This is a genomic window from Pseudomonas sp. S07E 245, from assembly GCF_019599025.1.
GTDB lineage: Bacteria > Pseudomonadota > Gammaproteobacteria > Pseudomonadales > Pseudomonadaceae > Aquipseudomonas > Aquipseudomonas shirazensis.
This window is the reverse complement of sequence record NZ_CP080625.1, coordinates 2,573,073-2,594,398: the sequence shown is the minus strand read 5'-3', so window position 1 is coordinate 2,594,398 and position 21,326 is coordinate 2,573,073. Positions and strand designations below refer to the sequence as shown.

Here is a 21,326-nt window from a genome sequence, read left to right as displayed (position 1 = left end):
GCTCAGCGGGCGTTGAGGATCTTTTCGGCGATCATCTGACCGATCGGGATGGCCGAGGTGGCAGCGGGCGAGGGCGCATTGCAGACATGCACCATGCGCGGTGTCTCGGCGAACAGAAAGTCATGTACCAGGCTGCCGTCACGCATCACCGCCTGGGCACGGATGCCGGCTTCGTAGGGCAGCAGGTCGTCGACCTCGAGCGACGGGCAGTACTTGCGGCACTGCTGCAGATAGCCGCGTTTGAACAGCGAGTTCTTCATCTCGGCGGTACCCGAGCCGAGGTTGTTCCATAGGGTTTTCCAGAAGCCCGGGAAACGCGCGAATTCGCCGATATCGGCCCAGTTGCGGGCGAACTTGCGGTAATCCTCGCGGGCAAAACCGAGTACCGCGTTGGGTCCGACGGTTACACTGCCGTCGATCATGCGGGTCAGGTGGACCCCCAGAAACGGCAGTTGCGGATCCGGAATCGGGTAGATCAGGTGGTTGACGATCTGGCTTTTGCTCGCAGGCAAGCGGTAGTACTCGCCACGGAACGGGATGATCTGGTGATCGATGCGCACGCCGGCCAGGCGTGCCAGGCGGTCGGACTGCAAACCAGCGCAGGCCACCAACTGGCGCGCCTGCCAGCGGTGCTCGTCGCTGCATACCTCGACATGCTCGGAATATTCCTTGATCGAGCGGACGCTGGTCGATAGGCGCAGCTCGCCGCCAGCGCGTTCGATTACCTTGGCCATTGCCTGGCACACCTGGCGGTAATCGACGATCCCGGTGGCATCGACGAACAGCGCGCCCAGCCCTGCGATGTTGGGTTCGCGGTGGTTGAGCTCAGCGGCGTCGAGCTGCTCGACCTTCAACCCGTTTTCCTGCGAGCGCTGATACAGCGCCTGCATGCGCTGCATCTCCAGTTCGTTGGAGGCAACCAGCAGTTTGCCGCAGACCTGGAAATGGATGCCGTGTTCGCTGCAGAAGTCTTTGGTCGCTTGCGCGCCGCGTTTGCACAGCTCGGCCTTGAGGCTGCCAGGCGCGTAGTAAATCCCGGCATGGATCACGCCGCTGTTGTGGCCTGTCTGGTGGCGGCCGAGGCTGGCCTCTTTTTCCACGATCAGCAACGAAGCGCCGGGGCGCTGCCCGAGCAGTGCCATCGCTGTGGCCAGGCCGACGATGCCGCCGCCGATGATCAAGTAGTCGTAAGTCATGCAGGGTACCTTGGCATTCTTGTCAGTGGATCTGCTTATCAGGTTGTCAGACTAAGTGGTGCGTTAAAAACCCTGCCTTGATTGGGCAGGGTCGGTTTGCTCGGTTCAGTTCAGTTCAGGAAGCTCAATTTTCAGGCGTTTGGCCGAGGCCCGCAGATGCGCTTCGGCGCAGCTCGCAGCGGCGTGACGGTCGCCATCGGCGATGGCCTGGTACAACGCCTGATGTTCCCGGTTGGCGTCTGCCGGGCCGCCTACCGCAGGCGACGCCGAGTTTTCCCAGGCACGCTGCCGCGCGGCGGCCAACTGGCTGCCGAGAAAGTCATGAAAGGCGACGAAGTAGTCGTTCTTGCTCGCCTCGGCGATGGCCCGGTGAAAGGCCACGTCGGCGGCCGCGGCGGCGGCCAGGTCATTGCGCGGGTCGAGCATCTGCTCCAGCGCTGCAGCGATGTTGCTCAGGTCGCCCGCATCGCGGCGACGGGCAGCGATGGCGGCCGCTTGGGTTTCGATCCACAGGCGCATTTCGAACATCTGCACCAGATCAGGCTTGCGCCCGTTGCTGCCGGGGAAGCGAAACACCGTGCCATGGGGCGTCTGCGAGATATACGAGCCCAGGCCACGACGGGCGATCAGCACCCCGTCGGCCTTGAGCTGAGCCACTGCCTCGCGCACCACCGAGCGGCTGACGTTGAGTTGCTCGGCCAGTTGCTGTTCGGTGGGCAGGCGTGCTTCGGCAGCCAGGCGGCCGCTGTCGATTTCCGCACGGATGGCGCTGACAACCCTTTCTACCAGAGTATCTGGGCGCTGTAGCTCTAACATGGACGGAGTGCCTATTGATCAGGTTGTCAGACAATGCCCGCTATCCGCTGTGTCTGTCAATAATTTCCCCAGCTCAGCCAGATTACAGCTCGCTGACGTAAGTGCCGGTGCCGTTCAGAATGATCCGTAAAGTCTCGTCGATCTCGGCCAGGTCATTGCCGTCACTGGTCAATACGATCTCCAGGGTCTCATCGCCCTTGAGGGCGTCAGTGTCACCGGCGGCAACTTCCAGCAGCAGGCGCTTGGCGCTGAAGGTGATTTTGATACCGTCCAGGGTCGACGGCTCATCGTCCAGGGTCAGGTCGACGGTGTCTTCGTCCGGGTAGCGGGTCAGCAGGAACATCTGGCCCTGGTCGCTGTGGCAGCACAGGGTCGCCATGTTGTCTTCTTCATCATCGCAAGGGGTGGCGAACAGCAGGGGGGTGGTCAGTTGCATGGTCGGCTCGAATTGACGAAATGAAATGGAATTCTGCCAGTCTTGCGCCGTTCCATAAACGAATGTTACCGGGCATTGACCGAATATGTCGCAGCGCTGCAAGCCGCGGTGACCGCTCAGTCGTTAAGCTGCGCAGTCGATGGGTCCCCGTAAAGGCACAGCCACAGGCAGTCGCTTTTGCAGGTACCCAACAGATGAGCGTGGCAAACACGCTCAGCGCCTGGTTTCATCGGCCTGTTTTGCCCCGGGTTGCTATTGTTGATCCCAGGCAACACGCACATGCACGACGCTTCACTACAAAACAAAGCCCAAGCGGAGTACCACAGATGGCGTTTTTCACCGCAGCCAGCAAAGCCGACTTCCAGCACCAACTGCAAGCGGCCCTGGCGCAGCACATCAGCGAACAGTCACTGCCACAAGTGGCACTGTTCGCCGAACAGTTCTTCGGCATCATCTCTCTGGACGAACTTACCCAGCGGCGGCTTTCCGACCTGGCTGGCTGCACCCTGTCTGCCTGGCGCATCATCGAGCGCTTCGACCCTGAAGCCCCGCTGGTGCGGGTGTACAACCCCGACTACGAGCGCAATGGCTGGCAGTCGACCCACAGTGTGGTCGAAGTCCTGCACCATGACCTGCCGTTCCTGGTCGACTCGGTACGCACCGAGCTGAACCGCCGCGGCTACAGCATCCACACCCTGCAGACCACCGTGCTCAGCGTGCGCCGCGGCGCCAAGGGCGAACTGCTCGAGCTGCTGCCCAAAGGCACCCACGGTGACGGCGTTCAACATGAATCGCTGATGTACCTGGAAATCGACCGTTGTGCCAACGCAGCCGAACTGAGCTCGCTGGCCCGGGAAATCGAACAGGTCCTGGCTGAAGTGCGCGTTGCGGTTGCCGACTTCGAACCGATGAAAGCCAAGCTGCGCGAAGTGGCGGCGCTGGTCGAACAGACCCCGTACCCGCAAGCCCAGCACGAGAAGGCCGAGGTCAAGGCGTTCCTCGAGTGGTTGCTGGATAACCACTTCACCTTCCTCGGCTATGAAGAATTCACCGTCGAGGGCGGCCCCGATGGCGGCCGCATGAACTACGACGAGCAGTCCTTCCTCGGCCTGCCACGTCGCCTGCGCATCGGCCTGACCGCCGAAGAGCTGCGCATCGAAGACTACGCTGTGGCCTACCTCAACGAGCCGCTGCTGCTGTCCTTCGCCAAGGCTGCACTGCCGAGCCGTGTGCACCGCCCGGCCTACCCGGACTATGTGTCGATCCGCCAGCTGGATGCCGACGGCAAGGTCATCAAGGAATGCCGCTTCATGGGCCTGTACACCTCGTCGGTGTATGGCGAGAGCGTGCATGCCATTCCGTACATCCGCGGCAAGGTAGCCGAAGTCGAGCGCCGCTCCGGCTTCGATGCCAAGGCCCACCTGGGCAAGGAACTGGCGCAGGTGCTCGAAGTGCTGCCGCGCGACGACCTGTTCCAGACCCCGATCGACGAGCTGTCCAGCACTGTCATGTCGATCGTGCAGATCCAGGAACGCAACAAGATCCGCGTGTTCCTGCGCAAAGACCCTTACGGCCGCTTCTGCTACTGCCTGGCCTATGTACCGCGCGAGGTCTACTCGACCGAAGTGCGCCAGAAGATCCAGCAAGTGTTGATGGAGCGCCTGAAGGCCAGCGATTGCGAATTCTGGACGTTCTTCTCCGAGTCGGTACTGGCGCGCGTGCAACTGATTCTGCGGGTAGACCCGAAGAACCGCATCGACATCGACCCGCAGCAGCTGGAAAACGAAGTGATCCAGGCCTGCCGTTCGTGGCAGGACGATTACTCCGCACTGGTCGTGGAAAACTTCGGCGAAGCTCAGGGCACCAATATCCTGGCGGACTTCCCCAAGGGCTTCCCGGCGGGCTACCGCGAGCGCTTTGGCGCCCATTCGGCGGTCGTCGACCTGCAACATGTGCTGGCCCTGAACGAAGCCAAGCCGCTGGCGATGAGCTTCTATCAGCCCCTGGGCCAGTACGGCGAGCGTCTGCTGCATTGCAAGCTGTACCACGCCGATACCCCGCTGGCGCTGTCGGACGTGCTGCCGATCCTGGAGAACCTTGGCCTGCGTGTGCTGGGTGAGTTCCCGTACCGCCTGCGCCACGCCAATGGCCGCGAGTACTGGATCCACGACTTTGCATTCACCTACAGCGAAGGCCTGAGCCTGGATATCCAGCAGCTCAACGACACTCTGCAGGATGCCTTCATCCATATCGTCAAGGGCGACGCCGAAAACGACGCCTTCAACCGCCTGGTACTGACCGCCGGCCTGCCATGGCGTGATGTGGCGCTGCTGCGCGCCTACGCCCGCTACATGAAGCAGATTCGTCTGGGCTTCGATCTGGGCTACATCGCCAGCACCCTGAACAACCACACCGACATCGCGCGCGAGCTGACCCGGCTGTTCAAGACCCGCTTCTACCTGGCACGCAAGCTCACCCAGGATGATCTGGAAGACAAGCAGCTGCGTCTGGAACAGGCCATCAACAGCGCCCTGGATGACGTTCAGGTGCTCAACGAAGACCGCATCCTGCGTCGCTACCTGGACCTGATCAAAGCCACCCTGCGTACCAACTTCTATCAGCCGGACAGCAGCGGCCAGGCCAAGTCGTACTTCAGCTTCAAGTTCAACCCCAAGCTCATCCCCGAACTGCCCAAGCCGGTGCCCAAGTTCGAGATATTCGTCTACTCGCCGCGTGTCGAAGGCGTCCACCTGCGCTTCGGCAACGTCGCCCGTGGCGGCCTGCGCTGGTCGGACCGTGAAGAAGACTACCGCACCGAAGTGCTCGGCCTGGTCAAGGCGCAGCAGGTGAAGAACTCGGTGATCGTGCCGGTCGGCGCCAAGGGCGGGTTCCTGCCCCGGCGCCTGCCGCTGGGCGGCAGCCGTGACGACATCGCCGCTGAAGGTATCGCCTGCTACCGCATCTTCATCTCGGGCCTGCTCGACATCACCGACAACCTCAAGGACGGCGGCGTCGTGCCACCGGCCAACGTGGTGCGGCATGACGATGACGACCCGTACCTGGTGGTGGCGGCCGACAAAGGCACCGCGACCTTCTCCGACATCGCCAACGGCATTGCCATCGACTACGGCTTCTGGCTCGGAGACGCGTTCGCCTCGGGCGGCTCGGCTGGTTACGACCACAAGAAGATGGGTATCACTGCCCGCGGCGCCTGGGTGGGCGTGCAGCGCCACTTCCGGGAGCGCGGCATCAACGTCCAGCAAGATTCGATCACGGTGGTCGGCGTCGGCGACATGGCCGGTGACGTCTTCGGTAACGGCTTGCTGATGTCCGACAAGCTGCAACTGGTGGCTGCCTTCAACCACCTGCACATCTTCATCGACCCTAATCCGGACCCGGCCAGCAGCTTCGCCGAGCGCCAGCGCTTGTTCGACCTGCCACGTTCGGCATGGACCGATTACGATACCAGCATCATGTCCGCAGGCGGCGGGATCTTCCCGCGTAGCGCCAAGAGCATCAGCATCAGCCCGCAGATGAAGGAACGCTTCGCCATCGAAGCCGACCGTCTGACGCCGACCGAGCTGCTGCACGCGCTGCTGCAGGCGCCGGTCGATCTGCTCTGGAACGGCGGTATCGGTACCTACGTCAAAGCCAGCAGCGAAAGCCACGCCGACGTCGGCGACAAGGCCAACGACGCCTTGCGCGTCAACGGCAACGAGCTGCGCTGCAAGGTAGTGGGCGAGGGCGGCAACCTGGGCATGACCCAGCTTGGCCGGGTCGAGTATGGCCTCAACGGCGGTGCGACCAACACTGACTTCATCGACAATGCCGGTGGCGTCGACTGCTCCGACCACGAAGTCAATATCAAGATCCTGCTCAACGAAGTGGTGCAGGGTGGCGACATGACCGAGAAGCAGCGCAACCAGCTGCTCGGCAGCATGACCGAAGAAGTTGGCGCGCTGGTATTGGGCAACAACTACAAGCAGACCCAGGCGCTGTCGCTGGCGGCCCGTCGCGTACGCGAGCGGATTGCCGAGTACAAGCGCCTGATGGCCGACCTTGAAGCGCGCGGCAAGCTCGATCGGGCGATCGAATTCCTGCCGTCCGAAGAGCAACTGGCCGAGCGTCTGGCCGCAGGCCAGGGCCTGACCCGGGCCGAGCTGTCGGTGCTGATTTCGTACAGCAAGATCGACCTCAAAGAGCAACTGCTGAAATCGCAGGTGCCGGATGACGACTATCTGACCCGCGACATGGAGACGGCCTTCCCGCCGTCACTGCTCAACCAGTTCGGCGAGGCCATGCGCCGTCACCGTCTGAAGCGCGAGATCGTCAGCACCCAGATCGCCAACGACCTGGTCAACAACATGGGCATCACCTTTGTCCAGCGGCTCAAGGAGTCGACTGGCATGAGCCCGGCCAACGTCGCCGGGGCCTATGTGATTGTGCGCGATATCTTCCATCTGCCGCATTGGTTCCGCCAGATCGAGGCGTTGGACTATCAGGTCCCGGCCGAGATTCAGCTGACCCTGATGGATGAGCTGATGCGTCTGGGCCGTCGCGCCACGCGCTGGTTCCTGCGTAGCCGTCGCAACGAGCAGGATGCAGGCCGTGATGTGGCGCACTTCGGGCCGAAGATCGCCCAGCTTGGGCTGAAACTGGACGAGCTGCTGGAAGGGCCGACCCGTGAGCGCTGGCAGGTGCGTTATCAGGGCTTCGTCGAGGCTGGTGTACCCGAGTTGCTGGCGCGGATGGTTGCCGGGACCACGCATTTGTACACGTTGCTGCCGATCATCGAGGCTTCGGATGTGACCGGGCATGACCCGGCGCAGGTGGCCAAGGCGTTCTTCGCGGTGGGCAGTGCGTTGGATCTGACCTGGTACCTGCAGGAGATCAGCAACTTGCCGGTGGAGAACAACTGGCAGGCGCTGGCGCGTGAGGCGTTCCGTGACGATATCGACCTGCAGCAGCGGGCGATCACCATTTCTGTGCTGCAGATGGCCGATGCGCCGCAGGACATGGATGCGCGGGTGGCATTGTGGTCTGAGCAGCGGCGGGTGATGGTGGAGCGCTGGCGCGCGATGCTGGATGATCTGCGCAGTGCTTCGGGGCATGACTATGCGATGTATGCGGTCGCTAACCGGGAGTTGGTTGATCTGGCTATGAGTGGGCAGGCTGTGGTTGTGCCTTCCTGATAGCTGATTTGGTTGGTTTGTGAGTGAGAGACCCTGGTGCCTTTGGTGGTGCCGGGGTTTTTTGCTTTTAGGGGTTTGGGGCTTATCCGGATTTTGTGGTGGGTTTGCGGGCCCCTTTCGCCCTTACGGCGAGTCACTTTTTTGGCAAACGCCCCAAAAAAGTAACCAAAAAAATGCTTGGCTCCACATCCGGCCCCTTCGCTGCGCTGCGGGGTTTCCTCGCTCCGGCCTCCTGAGTCGCCGGTGGATCAAGAGCAAGATCAAGATCAACAGCTGGGCCGCTGCGCGACCCTTCGCGGCGGTCCGGCGTCCCGGTGAACCCGCTCCCACAGGGTCAGCGTTGTTCATGAGTTGTGTAGCAAATTTGCTGGAGCGCCGTAGCGTCCAAAGGGATTAATGCTGACCTGAGACCCCGCAGATCCCTGTGGGAGCGGGCTTGCCCGCGAAGGGCCGCGAAGCGGCCCTAGCTTTTGACTGTCGCTTTTGATCTGCGCCAGCGCAGCGAGGCGTGCTCTTGATCTACCCGCGACCTCAGAAGGCCGAACGCAGGCATTGCAAAGGGAGGTGCCGGCCATGGATGGCCGGCAAGCGCTACGGGCCAGGATGGCCCGTTCAGCGCGGTCCTTCCGGGAGCAATGCCGGAGTGAGGAAACCCCGGAGGGTAGCGCAGGGGTCGTATGTGAGAGCCTGGCCTTTTTGGTTACTTTTTGGGGCGTTTGTCAAAAAGTGACTCGCCGTAAGGGCAAAAGGGGCCAAAACTGCCACTAAATCAAACAGATAAGCCCACATTCAATAAAGCCAACCTACTTGAACCGCCGCTCAACCCCCTTCTCAACCAATATCTTCGCCGAAATCTCCTCAACCGAAAAATGCGTCGAATCAATGTTCGGAATATTCTCCCGGCGGAACAGATTCTCCACCTCACGCACCTCAAACTCACACTGCGCAAAGCTCGAATATCGGCTATTAGGCTTGCGCTCATGGCGAATAGCCGTCAACCGGTCCGGGTCAATGGTCAGGCCAAACAACTTGCTGTGATGCTTCTTCAGCACTGCCGGCAACTGCAGCCGCTCCATGTCATCTTCAGTCAACGGATAATTCGCCGCCCGAATCCCGAATTGCATCGCCATGTACAGACAGGTCGGCGTCTTGCCGCAGCGCGACACCCCGACCAGAATCAGGTCGGCCTTGTCGTAGTAATGCGTGCGCGCACCATCATCGTTGTCCAGCGCAAAGTTCACCGCCTCGATCCGCTCCATATAGTTGGAGTTGCCGCCAATCGAGTGCGACTTGCCCACCGAATACGACGAATGCGCGGTCAGCTCCTGCTCCAAGGGCGACAGGAACGACGAAAAGATATCGATCATGAACCCGTTGGAAGTCGCCAGAATCTCGCGAATGTCCTGGTTGACGATGGTGTCGAAGATGATCGGCCGCATCCCGTCACGCTCCGCCGCTGCGTTGATCTGCAGCACCATCGTGCGCGCCTTTTCCGGGCTGTCGATGTACGGGCGGGTGAATTTATTGAACGGAATGCTCTCGAATTGTGCGAGCAGGCTTTGACCCAGGGTCTCGGCAGTGATGCCGGTGCCGTCGGAGATGAAAAACGCGGTTCGTTTCATTTGCACCCTAGGCCTTAAGCTGATGACGTTTCTTGGATATGATAAGTTCGCTTTGCCGAATGCGGCTTTTGGCATTCTCACTTATTTTCCAGGTCCCGGCCATAAGCGCCCGGCCCAGTCTGAACCGTCAGGCGGGCGCTCTGAGCTTTTCCAACACCGTTAGTGGAGAGATCACCTTGGTAGAGTACGTAGTTTCCCTCGATAAGCTCGGCGTCCATGATGTAGAGCATGTGGGGGGCAAGAACGCATCCCTCGGCGAGATGATCAGTAACCTCGCAGGTGCCGGCGTCTCGGTGCCGGGCGGCTTTGCCACTACGGCTCAGGCGTACCGTGACTTTCTCGAGCAGAGCGGGCTGAATGCGCAGATCCATGCCGCGCTCGACGCACTGGACGTGGATGACGTCAACGCCCTGGCCAAGACCGGCGCGCAGATCCGTCAGTGGATCATGGAAGCCGAGTTTCCCGAGCGCCTGAATGCCGAAATCCGCGCTGCCTTCGCCGAAATGGCCCAGGGTAACGACAACATGGCCGTGGCCGTGCGCTCTTCGGCCACCGCAGAAGACCTGCCAGACGCCTCCTTTGCTGGCCAGCAAGAGACCTTCCTCAATATCCGTGGCGTTGAAAACGTGATCCGCGCGGCCAAGGAAGTATTCGCTTCGCTGTTCAACGATCGCGCCATTTCCTACCGCGTGCACCAGGGCTTTGACCACAAACTGGTCGCCCTGTCGGCTGGCGTGCAGCGCATGGTCCGTTCCGAAACCGGCACTGCCGGGGTGATGTTCACCCTCGATACCGAATCGGGTTTCCGCGACGTGGTGTTCATTACCGGCGCCTACGGCCTGGGCGAAACCGTGGTTCAGGGCGCGGTCAACCCTGACGAATTCTATGTCCACAAGCACACCCTGCAAGCCGGCCGCCCGGCGATCTTGCGCCGCAACCTGGGCAGCAAGGCGCTGAAGATGATCTACGGCGACGAAGCCAAGGCCGGTCGTTCGGTCAAGACCGTCGAAGTCGACCGTGCCGAACGTGCGCGCTTCTGCCTGAGCGATGACGAAGTCAACGAGCTGGCCAAGCAGGCCATGATCATCGAGCAGCATTACCAGCGGCCGATGGACATCGAGTGGGCCAAGGACGGTGACGACGGCAAGCTGTACATCGTTCAGGCCCGCCCAGAAACGGTAAAAAGCCGCGCCAGCGCCAATGTCATGGAGCGCTACCTGCTCAAAGAGAAGGGCACGGTACTGGTCGAAGGCCGCGCCATTGGCCAGCGCATCGGCGCCGGCAAGGTGCGGATCATCAACGACGTGTCGGAAATGGACCGCGTCCAGCCGGGCGACGTGCTGGTGTCGGACATGACCGACCCGGATTGGGAACCGGTCATGAAACGCGCCAGCGCCATCGTCACCAACCGTGGCGGGCGTACCTGCCACGCGGCGATCATCGCTCGTGAGCTGGGCATTCCGGCCGTAGTCGGTTGTGGCAACGCCACCCAGCTGCTCAAGGACGGCCAGGGCGTGACCGTGTCCTGCGCCGAGGGCGATACCGGCTTCATCTTCGAAGGTGAGCTGGGCTTCGACATCAAGCAGAATTCGGTCGATGCCATGCCCGACCTGCCGTTCAAGATCATGATGAACGTCGGCAACCCGGATCGCGCCTTTGATTTTGCCCAGTTGCCCAACGCCGGTGTCGGCCTGGCGCGTCTGGAGTTCATCATCAACCGCATGATCGGCGTGCACCCCAAGGCGCTGCTCAACTACGCCGGGTTGCCACCTGAGCTGAAGGACAGTGTCGACAAGCGTATCGCCGGTTATTCCGATCCGGTCGGCTTCTATGTCGAGAAACTGGTCGAAGGCATCAGCACCCTGGCTGCGGCGTTCTACCCGAAAAAGGTCATCGTGCGTCTGTCGGACTTCAAGTCCAACGAATACGCCAACCTGATCGGCGGCAAGCTGTACGAGCCGGAAGAAGAAAACCCGATGCTGGGCTTCCGCGGTGCTTCGCGTTACATCAGCGAGTCGTTCCGTGACTGCTTCGAGCTCGAGTGCCGTGCGCTCAAGCGCGTGCGCAACGAGATGGGCCTGACCAACGTCGAGATCATGGTACCGTTCGTGCGCACCCTGGGTGAGGCCAGCCAGGTTGTCGATTTGCTTGCCGAAAACGGCCTGGCTCGTGGCGACAACGGCCTGCGCGTGATCATGATGTGCGAGCTGCCGTCCAACGCGATTCTGGCTGAAGAGTTCCTCGAGTACTTCGACGGCTTCTCGATCGGCTCCAACGACCTGACTCAGCTTACCCTGGGCCTGGACCGCGATTCGGGTATCATCGCGCACCTGTTCGATGAGCGTAATCCTGCGGTGAAAAAGCTGCTGGCCAACGCCATCCAGGCCTGTAACAAGGCCGGCAAGTACATCGGCATCTGTGGCCAGGGCCCTTCCGACCACCCAGACCTGGCCAAGTGGCTGATGGAACAGGGGATCGAGAGCGTGTCGCTGAACCCGGATTCGGTACTCGAGACCTGGTTCTTCCTGGCCGAAGGTCAAGCCCCGGCCTGATCCAACCACTGCGCAGGCACGTCCAACGTGCCTGCGCGCGTATTCTTCGGGGCGAGTTCCAGCAATGGTTCCCGCCCTTTTTCATACAAGTATTCTATGCAAAGCAGCAGCGCTCTCTTCCCCGTGGCCTTGCAAAGTGCCGAACGCCGCGGTGACCTCAGTGAAGACGTGTACCGGATCAAGGCTGGCAACAGCCCCGACCCCAGCGTCGAGCTGGCGGTCACGCGTCTTGGCCTTGCCGATCACGGCGGCGTTCATGGCATACCGGTGATTTTGCTGCACGGCAGCTTCTCCAATCGACGGTTCTGGTTTTCGCCCAAAGGCATCGGCTTGGGCGCGTTTCTGGCGCGGGCCGGTTTTGATGTGTGGATCCCGGAGATGCGCGGTCATGGCCTGTCACCGCGTAATCGCCAGTGGCGGCAAAACCGCGTAGCCGACTACGCGCGCTACGATCTGCCGGTGATTGCTGCATTTGTCCATGAACAAGCCGGCCGGGCTCCCCACTGGATCGGCCATTCGCTGGGCGGGACCACGCTTACGGCAGCATTGGGTGGCGCTTACCTGCCATCTGAACAGGTGGCCAGCGTGGCCCTGTTTGGCACCCAGATCAGCCGCGTGTACTGGCCGTTGAAGGTGCCGACAGTGGAGTGGGGCGCGCGCTTGCTGCTCAAACGCTTTGCACATATTTCTGGCTCCCGGCTCAAGCGCGGGCCGGAAGACGAGCCGATCGGCCTGGCGCTGGAGAGCATGCGTTGGCATGGCCTGTTCGGGCGCTTCGGCGAGAAGGGCAAGGATTGGTGGGCAGGGCTGACCGAGGTCGATGTGCCACTGCTGGCGGTGGCGGGCGCGGGTGATCTGCAGGACCCGGTGTGGGCCTGCCGCAAGCTGTTCGAGCAATACGGCGCCGAGCGCAAGCAGTTTCTTTGCCTGGGCCGGGAGCAGGGCTTCGATGCCTTTGGCCATGTCGACATGTTGGTAAGCAAGGCTGCGCAGACCCAGGTATGGCCGCTGATCGAAGGCTGGTTGCGTGATCCTGACGCGCCGGTACGTGGCGCCGAACTGGCGGCCAGCCTGACTGAGCAGTCGCAGATGACTGCACCACCTCGCGCGGTGTAGCCTTGGCTGGACTTTCCGCTTTCGTTGTGCCTGACAGGAGCCTTCCCATGCAGCATTACGTAACGCCCGATCTGTGCGACGCCAACCCAGACCTGGTCCAGGTGCTGGAACCGATGTTCAGCAACTTCGGTGGCCGCGACTCGTTCGGCGGCCAGATCGTGACCATCAAGTGTTTTGAAGACAACTCGCTGGTCAAGGCCCAAGCCGAGCTTGATGGCCGCGGCAAGGTGCTGGTGGTCGACGGTGGCGGCTCGCTGCGCTGCGCGCTGCTGGGCGACATGATTGCCGCCAAGGCTGCGCAAAACGGTTGGGAAGGCTTGGTCATCTATGGCTGCGTGCGCGATGTCGACGTGCTGGTGCAGACCAACGTCGGTGTGCAGGCGCTGGCCGCGCATCCGCTGAAGACCGACAAGCGTGGCCTTGGCGACCTCAACGTGGTGGTGACCTTCGCCGGCGTGACCTTCCGCCCGGGTGAATACGTTTACGCCGACAACAACGGCGTGATCGTTTCGCCGCAACCGCTGCAAATGCCCGAGTGATGCGCCGCGCGCGCTGATGGAGCTGGAATGTTCGAGGAAGACAACGCGCAGTGGGGGCTGGTGCATGCCCTGGTGCTCGATGGCAAAGGTGGCGCGCGTTCTATCGCTCGGACCGAACTGGATGACCTGCAGTTGCAGCCAGAGCAGAGCCTTTGGCTGCACTGGGACCGCAGCCATCCGCAGACCCGCAGCTGGTTGCTGCGCGAAAGCGGGCTGAGCGAGTTCAGCTGCGAGCTGCTGCTTGAAGAAAACACCCGACCACGGCTGTTGCCGTTGGCGGATGAGCAGTTGCTGCTGTTTTTGCGCGGGGTCAATCTCAATCCTGGTGCCGAGCCTGAAGATATGGTCTCGGTGCGCATATTTGCCCAGGCGCAACGGATCATCTCGCTGCGCTTGCGGCCACTGCGTGCCAGCGACGAAATCCTGCAGCTGCTGAGCGAGGGCAGGGGGCCCAAATCGGCCTCCGAGTTGCTCTTGCTGATGGGCGAACTGCTGACCGAAAAGGTGCAGGCGCTGGTCAGTGATCTGTCCGAACTGGTCGATTTCGAAGAAGAGAAGGTGGAATCCGACGAACGGTACACTCCGGAAGACGGCGTGCTGCAGCAGATTCGCCGCCGCGCTGCCGGCCTGCGCCGCTTCCTGGCGCCGCAACGGGAAATCTACGTACAGCTTACAAGGCACAAGTGGAGCTGGTTCGCTGACGCCGATGCCGATTACTGGAACGAGCTCAACAACAGCCTGATCCGCTACCTAGAGGAGCTGGAACTGACCCGCGAGCGCGCCGCACTGGTGCTCGAGAGCGAAGACCGGCGGCGCAGCGAGCGGATGAACCGGACCATGTTCCGCTTCGGCATCATCACCTGCATTTTCTTGCCGATGAGCTTTGTCACCGGCCTGCTGGGGATCAACGTCGGCGGCATTCCGGGCGCCGACAGCCCCTATGGATTCCTGTTCGCCAGCCTGCTGGTACTGGCGCTGGCGGCAGGGCAGTGGTGGTTGTTCCGCCGCCTGCGCTGGGTGTGATCCGGTGCATTTTGAAACATTCGCATGCGGTGACGTTGTGACCCGTTGCCCGGCGCCCTCGTCTTTGACTGACATTACGCGAGGTGCCCATGCACGATCCGTTTGAACAATCCTTGCGTGACCTGCTCAATGCGTCGCCGTCCGGTCAGGACCGAGACGACGCAGCGTGTCTGGGTCGCGTGCTGAAAACCGCCAACCGTCAGGTTGGTGCAGGCGATCTATTCAGCTTGCTTGGCCGTTGGAGCCAGGCGCTGATGATTGCCGTCAACAATGGCTCGGCGCATGTTGCGCCGGTGCGCCGTAATCCTGCCGCTGGCAGCAAAGCTGATAAGGCTGATTGAATATGGAACTCGATCTCTGGACCCAGAGCCTGGTCACCGCAATGACTGCCCTTTGGACCAAGGTGGCGAACTTCATCCCCAACCTGTTCGGCGCGCTGGTCGTGGTGCTGCTCGGTTTCGTGGTGGCCAAGCTGCTCGATACGCTGTTGTCCAAGCTGCTCGCCAAGTTCGGCCTGGACCGCCTGATGGCCGGTACCGGCATGACCAAGATGCTCAGCCGCGGCGGCATTCAGGTGCCGATATCGACCCTGATCGGCAAGATCGTGTATTGGTTCGTGCTGCTGATCTTCCTCGTCTCTGCGGCTGAGTCACTCGGCCTTGAGCGGGTCTCGGCAACGCTGGACATGCTCGCGCTGTATCTGCCCAAGGTATTTGGCGCGGCCCTGGTGCTGCTGGCCGGGGTCATGCTTGCGCAACTGGTCAATGGCCTGGTCCGCGGCGCCGCGGAGGGCATCGGCCTGGAGTACGCTGCAGGCGTCGGGCGCATCGCCCAGGGCCTGGTGATCATCATCGCGATCTCGGTGGCTATCAGCCAGCTGGAGGTCAAGACCGACCTGCTCAACCACGTAATCGTCATTGGCTTGATTACCGTTGGTCTGGCAATTGCCCTGGCGATGGGCTTGGGCAGCCGCGAAATTGCCGGGCAGATTCTGGCTGGGATTTACGTGCGCGAGCTGTATCAGGTCGGCCAGCAGGTCCGGATTGGAGAGGTTGAAGGGCAGATCGAAGAGATCGGCACGGTGAAGACGACAGTGCTGACCGACGAAGGTGAATTGGTGTCGTTGGCCAACCGCAGCTTGCTCGAACAGCGTGTCGATAGCCGCTAACCGGGTAAAAGCTGTTACTGTATGTCGCCGCGAAAACGCGCCCTGAGGGTGCGTGCGGCGACTTGACCTGACTGTCGGCCAGATTCGTTTTGAATAAAGTTCATTCGCCGCCCATGCGCTATGACCCACACGAACTCACCGACGAGGAGTTGGTGGCGCGTTCGCATGAGGAGCTGTTTCACGTTACCCGGGCGTATGAGGAACTCATGCGCCGGTACCAACGGACCCTGTTCAACGTTTGTGCACGTTATCTGGGGAACGACCGCGACGCTGACGATGTCTGTCAGGAGGTGATGCTGAAAGTGCTGTACGGGTTGAAGAACTTCGAAGGTAAATCCAAGTTCAAGACCTGGCTCTACAGCATCACCTACAACGAGTGCATCACCCAGTACCGCAAGGAGCGACGCAAACGCAGGCTGATGGATGCCTTGAGCCTTGACCCTATAGAAGAGGCGTCAGAGGACAAGGCACCAAAACCTGAAGAAAAGGGCGGCCTGGACAAGTGGCTGGTGCATGTGAACCCGATTGACCGCGAGATCCTGGTGCTGCGTTTTGTCGCAGAGCTGGAATTCCAGGAGATCGCCGATATCATGCACATGGGCTTGAGCGCAACGAAAATGCGCTACAAGCGTGCGCTCGACAAGCTCAGAGAGAAATTTGCTGGCGAGGTTGAAACTTAGTGGCCAGCAAATGTCTCTAAACCACCGGTGAGTTCTGCTAGACTTGCCGTCGAGTTGTCCCCCGGTTTTTGGTGGGACTGCTTATCTATCACACGATGGGGATTTAACGGATGAAATTGAAAAACACTTTGGGCTTGGCCATTGGCTCGCTCGTTGCCGCTGCTTCGTTCGGCGCTCTGGCACAAGGCACAGGCGCTGTAGAAGTCGAAGGCTTCTACAAGAAAGAATTCTTCGACAGCCAGCGTGACTTCAAGAACGACGGCAACCTGTTCGGCGGCTCGATCGGTTACTTCCTGACCGACGACGTTGAACTGCGTCTGGGCTACGACGAAGTCCACAACGCTCGTGGCGAAGATGGCAAGAACATCAAGGGCTCGAACACCGCCCTGGACGCTCTGTACCACTTCAACAACCCGTACGACGCAATCCGTCCGTACGTGTCGGCTGGTTTCTCCCACCAGTCCATCGGCCAGACCGGCCGTGGTGGTCGTAACCAGTCCACCTTCGCCAACGTTGGCGCTGGTGCCAAGTGGTACATCACCGACATGTTCTACGCTCGTGCTGGCGTTGAAGCTCAGTACAACATCGACCAAGGCGACACCGAGTGGGCGCCAAGCGTTGGTATCGGCCTGAACTTCGGCGGTAGCCCGAAGACTGCTGAAGTCGCTCCAGCTCCAGTTGCTGAAGTGTGCTCCGACAGCGACAACGACGGCGTCTGCGACAACGTCGACAAATGCCCAGACACCCCAGCCAACGTTACCGTTGACGCCGACGGCTGCCCAGCAGTTGCCGAAGTCGTACGTGTTGAGCTGGACGTCAAGTTCGACTTCGACAAGTCGGTTGTCAAGCCTAACAGCTACGGCGACATCAAGAACCTGGCTGACTTCATGAAGCAGTACCCATCGACTACTACCACTGTCGAAGGTCACACTGACTCCGTAGGTCCAGACGCTTACAACCAGAAGCTGTCCGAGCGTCGCGCTAGCGCCGTTAAGCAAGTTCTGACCCAGCAGTACGGCGTAGAATCGAGCCGTGTTGACTCGGTTGGCTACGGCGAAACCCGTCCGGTCGCTGACAACGCCACCGAAGAAGGTCGCGCTGTTAACCGTCGCGTTGAAGCGCAAGTAGAAGCTCAAGCCAAGTAATTGGTCTGAGATTCAGGAAAAACCCGGCCTAGGCCGGGTTTTTCTTTGCCTGTAAAAAAGTCCGCTGTGCCGCGTTCAGGCAACGCCTACGGCTGCGGTCACCAGCTCGGCCACCGCGCCTTGCCGCGCCACTTCGCCTATCACCAGTACTGCTGGGCTGCGCAGGGCGAAGGCGGTCGCATCCATGGCCATCTCCAGCAGCGTACTGCGGTACTCGCGCTGGCTCGGGAGCGAAGCGTTTTCGATCATGGCGACGGGCGTGTCTACCGCCATGCCGGCCTCGAGCAAACCCCGTCGAATGTCCCCCAGCCGAGCCACGCCCATGTACACCACCAAGGTGGTGCCGCCCTGAGTCAGGCCTGCCCAGTTCAGCTCGCTGTCATCCTGGGTATGTGCAGTCACCAAGGTCACGCCACGGCTGACCCCGCGCAGGGTGAGGGGGATGCCGCACTGAGTGGCACCGGCCAGTCCAGCGGTGATGCCGTTGACCAACTCCACCTCGATACCGCGCTGCTGCAGCCACAGTGCTTCTTCGCCGCCACGGCCAAAGATGCATGGGTCGCCGCCTTTCAGGCGCACCACGCAGCGCCCCTGGCGGGCATGGCGCAACATCAGGCGCTGAATGAACGCTTGCGGCGTCGAGCGACAACCGCCGCGTTTGCCCACGGCAATTACCCGTGCCCCTGGGCAATGCTCAAGCACAGCCGGATTGACCAGGTCATCGATCATCACCACCTGCGCCTCGCGCAAGGCCCGCACCGCTTTCAGCGTTAGCAGTTCAGGGTCGCCGGGGCCGGCACCAACCAACCAGATTTTTGCGTTCATCAGATGTTCCTCATCAAGCAGCGCGCTCAGCCCTTGAACAGGCTGAACAGCAATATCAGGTTGAACAGCAGAGACAGCACGGCAAGCGTCTGCCAGACCTTGAGCGGCTCGCGCTCCAGCAATGGCCGTGGCCGCTCGCTCAGTTCCTGGCGGTCGCCACGTTCGAGCAACAGCAGCCATTGCTCGGCGGTTTCGAAACGTTGCCGGGGATCGGCCGCGACGGCTTGCTCCAGATTGCGTTGCAGCCATTCAGGCAGGTCCGGGCGATAACGGCCGGGGCTGACCAGGTGGGTGAAGCGCGGCCGTTGGAAGGCCTCGATTTCACCGTAGGGGTAGTGCCCGGTGAGCAGGTAGTAAAGAGTTACACCCGTGGCATAGAGGTCCTGGCGCGCCTGCGGCAGTTGCCCGTCGAACGCCTCCGGGGCAATGAATGACGGCGTACCGGGCAGGTCATGGGAGGCGTCTTCAGAAAGCCCTGGGCAATAGGCAAGGCCAAAGTCGAGCAGGCGCAACTGGCCGTCTGTGCCCAGGTGCAGATTCTCGGGCTTGATATCCCGATGCAGCAGGTTGCGCCGGTGCAGCACGCCGACTGCCTGCAGCAACTGACGGGCGATTTCCAGCCACTGCGCCAGGGGTAGCGGGCCTTGCACGTTGTACAGGGCGCTGAGGGTCTGGCCCGGGTATTCGCGCATCAGGTAGTACACATGCTGACGGTGATTGGCCGCGTGCACCTCTGGGAAGTGCCGACCGGCCACCCGCCGCAGAAACCACTCTTCCTGCAGCAAGCGCTGAGCGGCACCCGGATCTGCTTCGGCGGCGCCGGGCAGGGTCTTGAGCAGCCACGCCTGGCCCTGGCTGTCATGCACCCGATACAGCAGCGACTGGCGGCTGCGGGTCAACTGAGCATCGACCTGCCAGCCATCGATGGCTTGCCCGGGGCGCAGCGGCCCGGGCACTGGCCATTGCTGCAGTTGCGCCAGGGTGTCGCTGAAGTTGCTCGGGCCGAGCTGTTCGATCTGCACCAGCACGGCACTGGCGTTGTCCTGGCTACCGGCATGATGGGCGCTGGCGACCAAGATGTCGGCGGCGTCCTGCAGGTCAGGTTGATCTCTGAGGATGGCGGCAATCGCTTGCTCGCCAAGGCAGGCCCAGACACCATCGCTGAGCAGCAGCAGGGTTTCGCCGGCAACCAGTTCACCGTCCAGGTAGTCCACCAACAGATACTGGTCCAGGCCCAGCGCGCGCTTGAGGACATGCTGCATGCCCGGCTGATCCCAGACATGGTCTTCGCTCAGGCACAGCAAGCGGCCCTGATCCCAGCGATAGGCACGGCAGTCACCGACGTGGGCGAGGGTGAAGCGGCGCCCGCGCAGGACCAGCGCAGTGAGGGTGGTCAGCAGCGGCTGGCCGCTGCCTTGGGCGCGCAGCCAGCGGTTTTGCGCCAGCAGCAGGCGATCCAGAGCCTGCGCGACCGGCCAGGTGGCCGGCGTGGCGTAGTAGTCCAGCGCCAACGCCTGCAGGCTGGCTCGCGCGGCCAGGCCGCCATCGGCGCACTGACTGACGCCGTCGGCCAGTGCGACCAGATAGCCTTTGCTCGCTGCCAATTCCGGCGCCGGTGTCACCAGGCGCAGAGCGTCCTGGTTTTCGCTGCGCGGACCGGTGGCGCTGGCTTGGGCAAAGCGCAATTGCAGGCTCATGGGTTTGCCCTATACCCGCGCTGCGGTAACCGCAGCCGAGCCCCAGGTGGTGCGCCAGCGTAGTTTGACCCCATGCAGGCCAAACCAGGCCAGCAGGCCCAGGCTTGCGAACAGCCACAGACCCAGCTGGTAGTCACCGGTGTGCTGCTTGATCATGCCCAGCCCTGCGGCCAGGAGGAAGCCACCGATGCCGCCGGCCATGCCGATCAAGCCAGTCATTACCCCGATTTCCTGGCGGAAGCGCTGCGGCACCAGCTGAAACACTGCGCCATTGCCGGCGCCCAGGCCAAGCATGGCGCTGACGAAAAGAGCCAGCGCAGCCGTGGCGCTAGGCAGGTTGAAGCCGACCGCGGCGATACATACCGCAGCTACGCCATACATGCCGAGCAGGGTGCGGATGCCGCCAAAGCGGTCGGCCAGAGCGCCGCCCAGCGGGCGCATCATGCTGCCGCCAAACACGCAGGCCGCGGTGTAGTAGCCGGCAGTGATCGGGTTCAGGCCATATTGGTCGCTGAAGTAGCCCGGCAGGGCGCTGGCCAAGCCAATGAAGCCGCCAAAGGTGACGCTGTAGAAGAACATGAACCACCAGCTATCGCGATCACCCAGCGCCTTGAAGTAGTCGGCCATGGCTTTGCGTTTTGGTCGTTGCGGCGCGTTGCGGGCCAGCAAGGCAAACACCAGCAGGGTCAGCAGCAGCGGGATCAGGGCGAAGCCGAACACGTTGTTCCAGCCATAGGCTGCGGCCAGGGCCGGCGCCAGCAGCGCCGCGAAGACGGTGCCGGAGTTGCCGGCGCCAGCGATGCCCATCGCTTTGCCCTGATGCTGCGGCGGGTACCACTGCGAGGCCAGCGGCAGTGACACGGCGAACGAAGCGCCGGCAAATCCGAGAAAAACTCCCAGCAGCAAGGCTTGTTCGTAGCTGTGCACGCCCCAGTGCCAGGCGCAGGCCAACGCCACGATCACCACCACCTGGCCCATCAGTCCAGCGGTTTTGGGCGACAGACGATCGACCAGCAGACCCATGCCAAAGCGTAGCAGGGCGCCGGCCAGGATGGGCGTGGCGACCATCAGGCCGCGCTCTTGTGGGGTCAACTGCAGGTCGGTGGCAATCTGCACCGCCATCGGGCCGAGCAGGTACCAGACCATGAAACTCAGGTCGAAATACAGGAATGCAGCAAACAGGGTAGGCACATGCCCGGATTTCCAGAAGCTCGTATTCATCGAACACCTCACGCGGCTTGCAACGGTTGTCATGCCCAGGCTGTGCTGGGCTGGAACGAAAAAGACGCCGCTACCCGATCCATCTTGATGGAGGGTGA

The 21,326-nt window shown here is 61.8% G+C and carries 16 protein-coding genes; 9 read left to right on the top strand and 7 right to left on the bottom strand.

Features of this window, described 5'->3' with window-relative positions; genetic code table 11:
* Window positions 1-2 precede the first annotated feature (2 nt).
* From lhgO to K3F44_RS11990, 3 genes are all read right to left on the bottom strand, one after another.
* Window positions 3-1,196, bottom strand: a complete 1,194-nt coding sequence (gene lhgO / locus K3F44_RS12000) for an L-2-hydroxyglutarate oxidase (protein WP_220634092.1) — start codon at window positions 1,194-1,196, stop codon at window positions 3-5.
* Window positions 1,197-1,301: 105 nt separating this feature from the next.
* Window positions 1,302-2,012, bottom strand: coding sequence for a FadR/GntR family transcriptional regulator (locus K3F44_RS11995; protein WP_220634091.1), 711 nt, complete (start codon window positions 2,010-2,012; stop codon window positions 1,302-1,304).
* A gap of 82 nt (window positions 2,013-2,094) precedes the next feature.
* On the bottom strand, window positions 2,095-2,448 hold the full coding sequence (locus K3F44_RS11990) for a hypothetical protein (RefSeq protein WP_101321337.1): 354 nt from the start codon (window positions 2,446-2,448) through the stop codon (window positions 2,095-2,097).
* A 326-nt stretch (window positions 2,449-2,774) separates the two neighbouring features.
* On the opposite strand from K3F44_RS11990, the gene K3F44_RS11985 reads away from it, so the two are divergent.
* Window positions 2,775-7,640, top strand: coding sequence for an NAD-glutamate dehydrogenase (locus K3F44_RS11985; RefSeq protein ID WP_220634090.1), 4,866 nt, complete (start codon window positions 2,775-2,777; stop codon window positions 7,638-7,640).
* A gap of 803 nt (window positions 7,641-8,443) precedes the next feature.
* Here K3F44_RS11985 and K3F44_RS11980 read toward each other — a convergent pair.
* A complete protein-coding gene (locus K3F44_RS11980) occupies window positions 8,444-9,262 on the bottom strand; it encodes a pyruvate, water dikinase regulatory protein (protein WP_101321333.1) in 819 nt (272 codons plus the stop codon).
* Between the two features lie 176 nt (window positions 9,263-9,438).
* Here K3F44_RS11980 and ppsA point away from each other — a divergent pair, with 176 nt between their 5' ends.
* From ppsA to K3F44_RS11940, 8 genes are all read left to right on the top strand, one after another.
* Complete coding sequence (gene ppsA / locus K3F44_RS11975; RefSeq protein ID WP_101321331.1) at window positions 9,439-11,814, top strand: phosphoenolpyruvate synthase; 2,376 nt, start codon at window positions 9,439-9,441, stop codon at window positions 11,812-11,814.
* 96 nt (window positions 11,815-11,910) lie between these two features.
* Window positions 11,911-12,930, top strand: coding sequence for an alpha/beta fold hydrolase (locus K3F44_RS11970; RefSeq protein ID WP_220634089.1), 1,020 nt, complete (start codon window positions 11,911-11,913; stop codon window positions 12,928-12,930).
* 47 nt (window positions 12,931-12,977) lie between these two features.
* Window positions 12,978-13,469 (top strand): ribonuclease E activity regulator RraA, encoded by a 492-nt coding sequence (rraA, locus tag K3F44_RS11965; RefSeq protein WP_101321327.1) that lies wholly within the window; start codon window positions 12,978-12,980, stop codon window positions 13,467-13,469.
* A 27-nt stretch (window positions 13,470-13,496) separates the two neighbouring features.
* Complete coding sequence (locus K3F44_RS11960; RefSeq protein WP_150573137.1) at window positions 13,497-14,492, top strand: CorA family divalent cation transporter; 996 nt, start codon at window positions 13,497-13,499, stop codon at window positions 14,490-14,492.
* A gap of 89 nt (window positions 14,493-14,581) precedes the next feature.
* On the top strand, window positions 14,582-14,833 hold the full coding sequence (locus K3F44_RS11955; protein ID WP_101321323.1) for a CrfX protein: 252 nt from the start codon (window positions 14,582-14,584) through the stop codon (window positions 14,831-14,833).
* 2 nt (window positions 14,834-14,835) lie between these two features.
* Window positions 14,836-15,660, top strand: a complete 825-nt coding sequence (locus K3F44_RS11950; protein WP_150570714.1) for a mechanosensitive ion channel family protein — start codon at window positions 14,836-14,838, stop codon at window positions 15,658-15,660.
* A 113-nt stretch (window positions 15,661-15,773) separates the two neighbouring features.
* Complete coding sequence (gene sigX, locus K3F44_RS11945; RefSeq protein ID WP_101321319.1) at window positions 15,774-16,340, top strand: RNA polymerase sigma factor SigX; 567 nt, start codon at window positions 15,774-15,776, stop codon at window positions 16,338-16,340.
* A gap of 110 nt (window positions 16,341-16,450) precedes the next feature.
* On the top strand, window positions 16,451-17,485 hold the full coding sequence (locus K3F44_RS11940) for an OmpA family protein (protein WP_101321317.1): 1,035 nt from the start codon (window positions 16,451-16,453) through the stop codon (window positions 17,483-17,485).
* A 75-nt stretch (window positions 17,486-17,560) separates the two neighbouring features.
* On the opposite strand, the gene cobA is transcribed toward K3F44_RS11940, so the two are convergent.
* From cobA to K3F44_RS11925, 3 genes are read right to left on the bottom strand one after another with little or no spacing between them, the layout of a single operon-like run.
* Window positions 17,561-18,310: a uroporphyrinogen-III C-methyltransferase gene (gene cobA, locus K3F44_RS11935; protein ID WP_150570715.1), complete on the bottom strand. Its 750-nt coding sequence runs from the start codon at window positions 18,308-18,310 to the stop codon at window positions 17,561-17,563.
* Window positions 18,311-18,336: 26 nt separating this feature from the next.
* A complete protein-coding gene (locus K3F44_RS11930) occupies window positions 18,337-20,007 on the bottom strand; it encodes a bifunctional protein-serine/threonine kinase/phosphatase (RefSeq protein WP_220634088.1) in 1,671 nt (556 codons plus the stop codon).
* Between the two features lie 9 nt (window positions 20,008-20,016).
* Window positions 20,017-21,228, bottom strand: coding sequence for a NarK/NasA family nitrate transporter (locus K3F44_RS11925; RefSeq protein WP_101321311.1), 1,212 nt, complete (start codon window positions 21,226-21,228; stop codon window positions 20,017-20,019).
* Window positions 21,229-21,326: the final 98 nt, after the last annotated feature.

Excerpts from the sequence above, each read along its gene's own strand:
- lhgO (WP_220634092.1), bottom strand. The coding sequence starts at position 1,196 with ATGACTTACGACTACTTGATCATCGGCGGCGGCATCGTCGGCCTGGCC.
- K3F44_RS11995 (WP_220634091.1), bottom strand. The coding sequence starts at position 2,012 with ATGTTAGAGCTACAGCGCCCAGATACTCTGGTAGAAAGGGTTGTCAGC.
- K3F44_RS11990 (WP_101321337.1), bottom strand. The coding sequence starts at position 2,448 with ATGCAACTGACCACCCCCCTGCTGTTCGCCACCCCTTGCGATGATGAA.
- K3F44_RS11985 (WP_220634090.1), top strand. The coding sequence starts at position 2,775 with ATGGCGTTTTTCACCGCAGCCAGCAAAGCCGACTTCCAGCACCAACTG.
- K3F44_RS11980 (WP_101321333.1), bottom strand. The coding sequence starts at position 9,262 with ATGAAACGAACCGCGTTTTTCATCTCCGACGGCACCGGCATCACTGCC.
- K3F44_RS11970 (WP_220634089.1), top strand. The coding sequence starts at position 11,911 with ATGCAAAGCAGCAGCGCTCTCTTCCCCGTGGCCTTGCAAAGTGCCGAA.
- rraA (WP_101321327.1), top strand. The coding sequence starts at position 12,978 with ATGCAGCATTACGTAACGCCCGATCTGTGCGACGCCAACCCAGACCTG.
- K3F44_RS11960 (WP_150573137.1), top strand. The coding sequence starts at position 13,497 with ATGTTCGAGGAAGACAACGCGCAGTGGGGGCTGGTGCATGCCCTGGTG.
- K3F44_RS11955 (WP_101321323.1), top strand. The coding sequence starts at position 14,582 with ATGCACGATCCGTTTGAACAATCCTTGCGTGACCTGCTCAATGCGTCG.
- K3F44_RS11950 (WP_150570714.1), top strand. The coding sequence starts at position 14,836 with ATGGAACTCGATCTCTGGACCCAGAGCCTGGTCACCGCAATGACTGCC.
- sigX (WP_101321319.1), top strand. The coding sequence starts at position 15,774 with ATGCGCTATGACCCACACGAACTCACCGACGAGGAGTTGGTGGCGCGT.
- K3F44_RS11940 (WP_101321317.1), top strand. The coding sequence starts at position 16,451 with ATGAAATTGAAAAACACTTTGGGCTTGGCCATTGGCTCGCTCGTTGCC.
- cobA (WP_150570715.1), bottom strand. The coding sequence starts at position 18,310 with ATGAACGCAAAAATCTGGTTGGTTGGTGCCGGCCCCGGCGACCCTGAA.
- K3F44_RS11930 (WP_220634088.1), bottom strand. The coding sequence starts at position 20,007 with ATGAGCCTGCAATTGCGCTTTGCCCAAGCCAGCGCCACCGGTCCGCGC.
- K3F44_RS11925 (WP_101321311.1), bottom strand. The coding sequence starts at position 21,228 with ATGAATACGAGCTTCTGGAAATCCGGGCATGTGCCTACCCTGTTTGCT.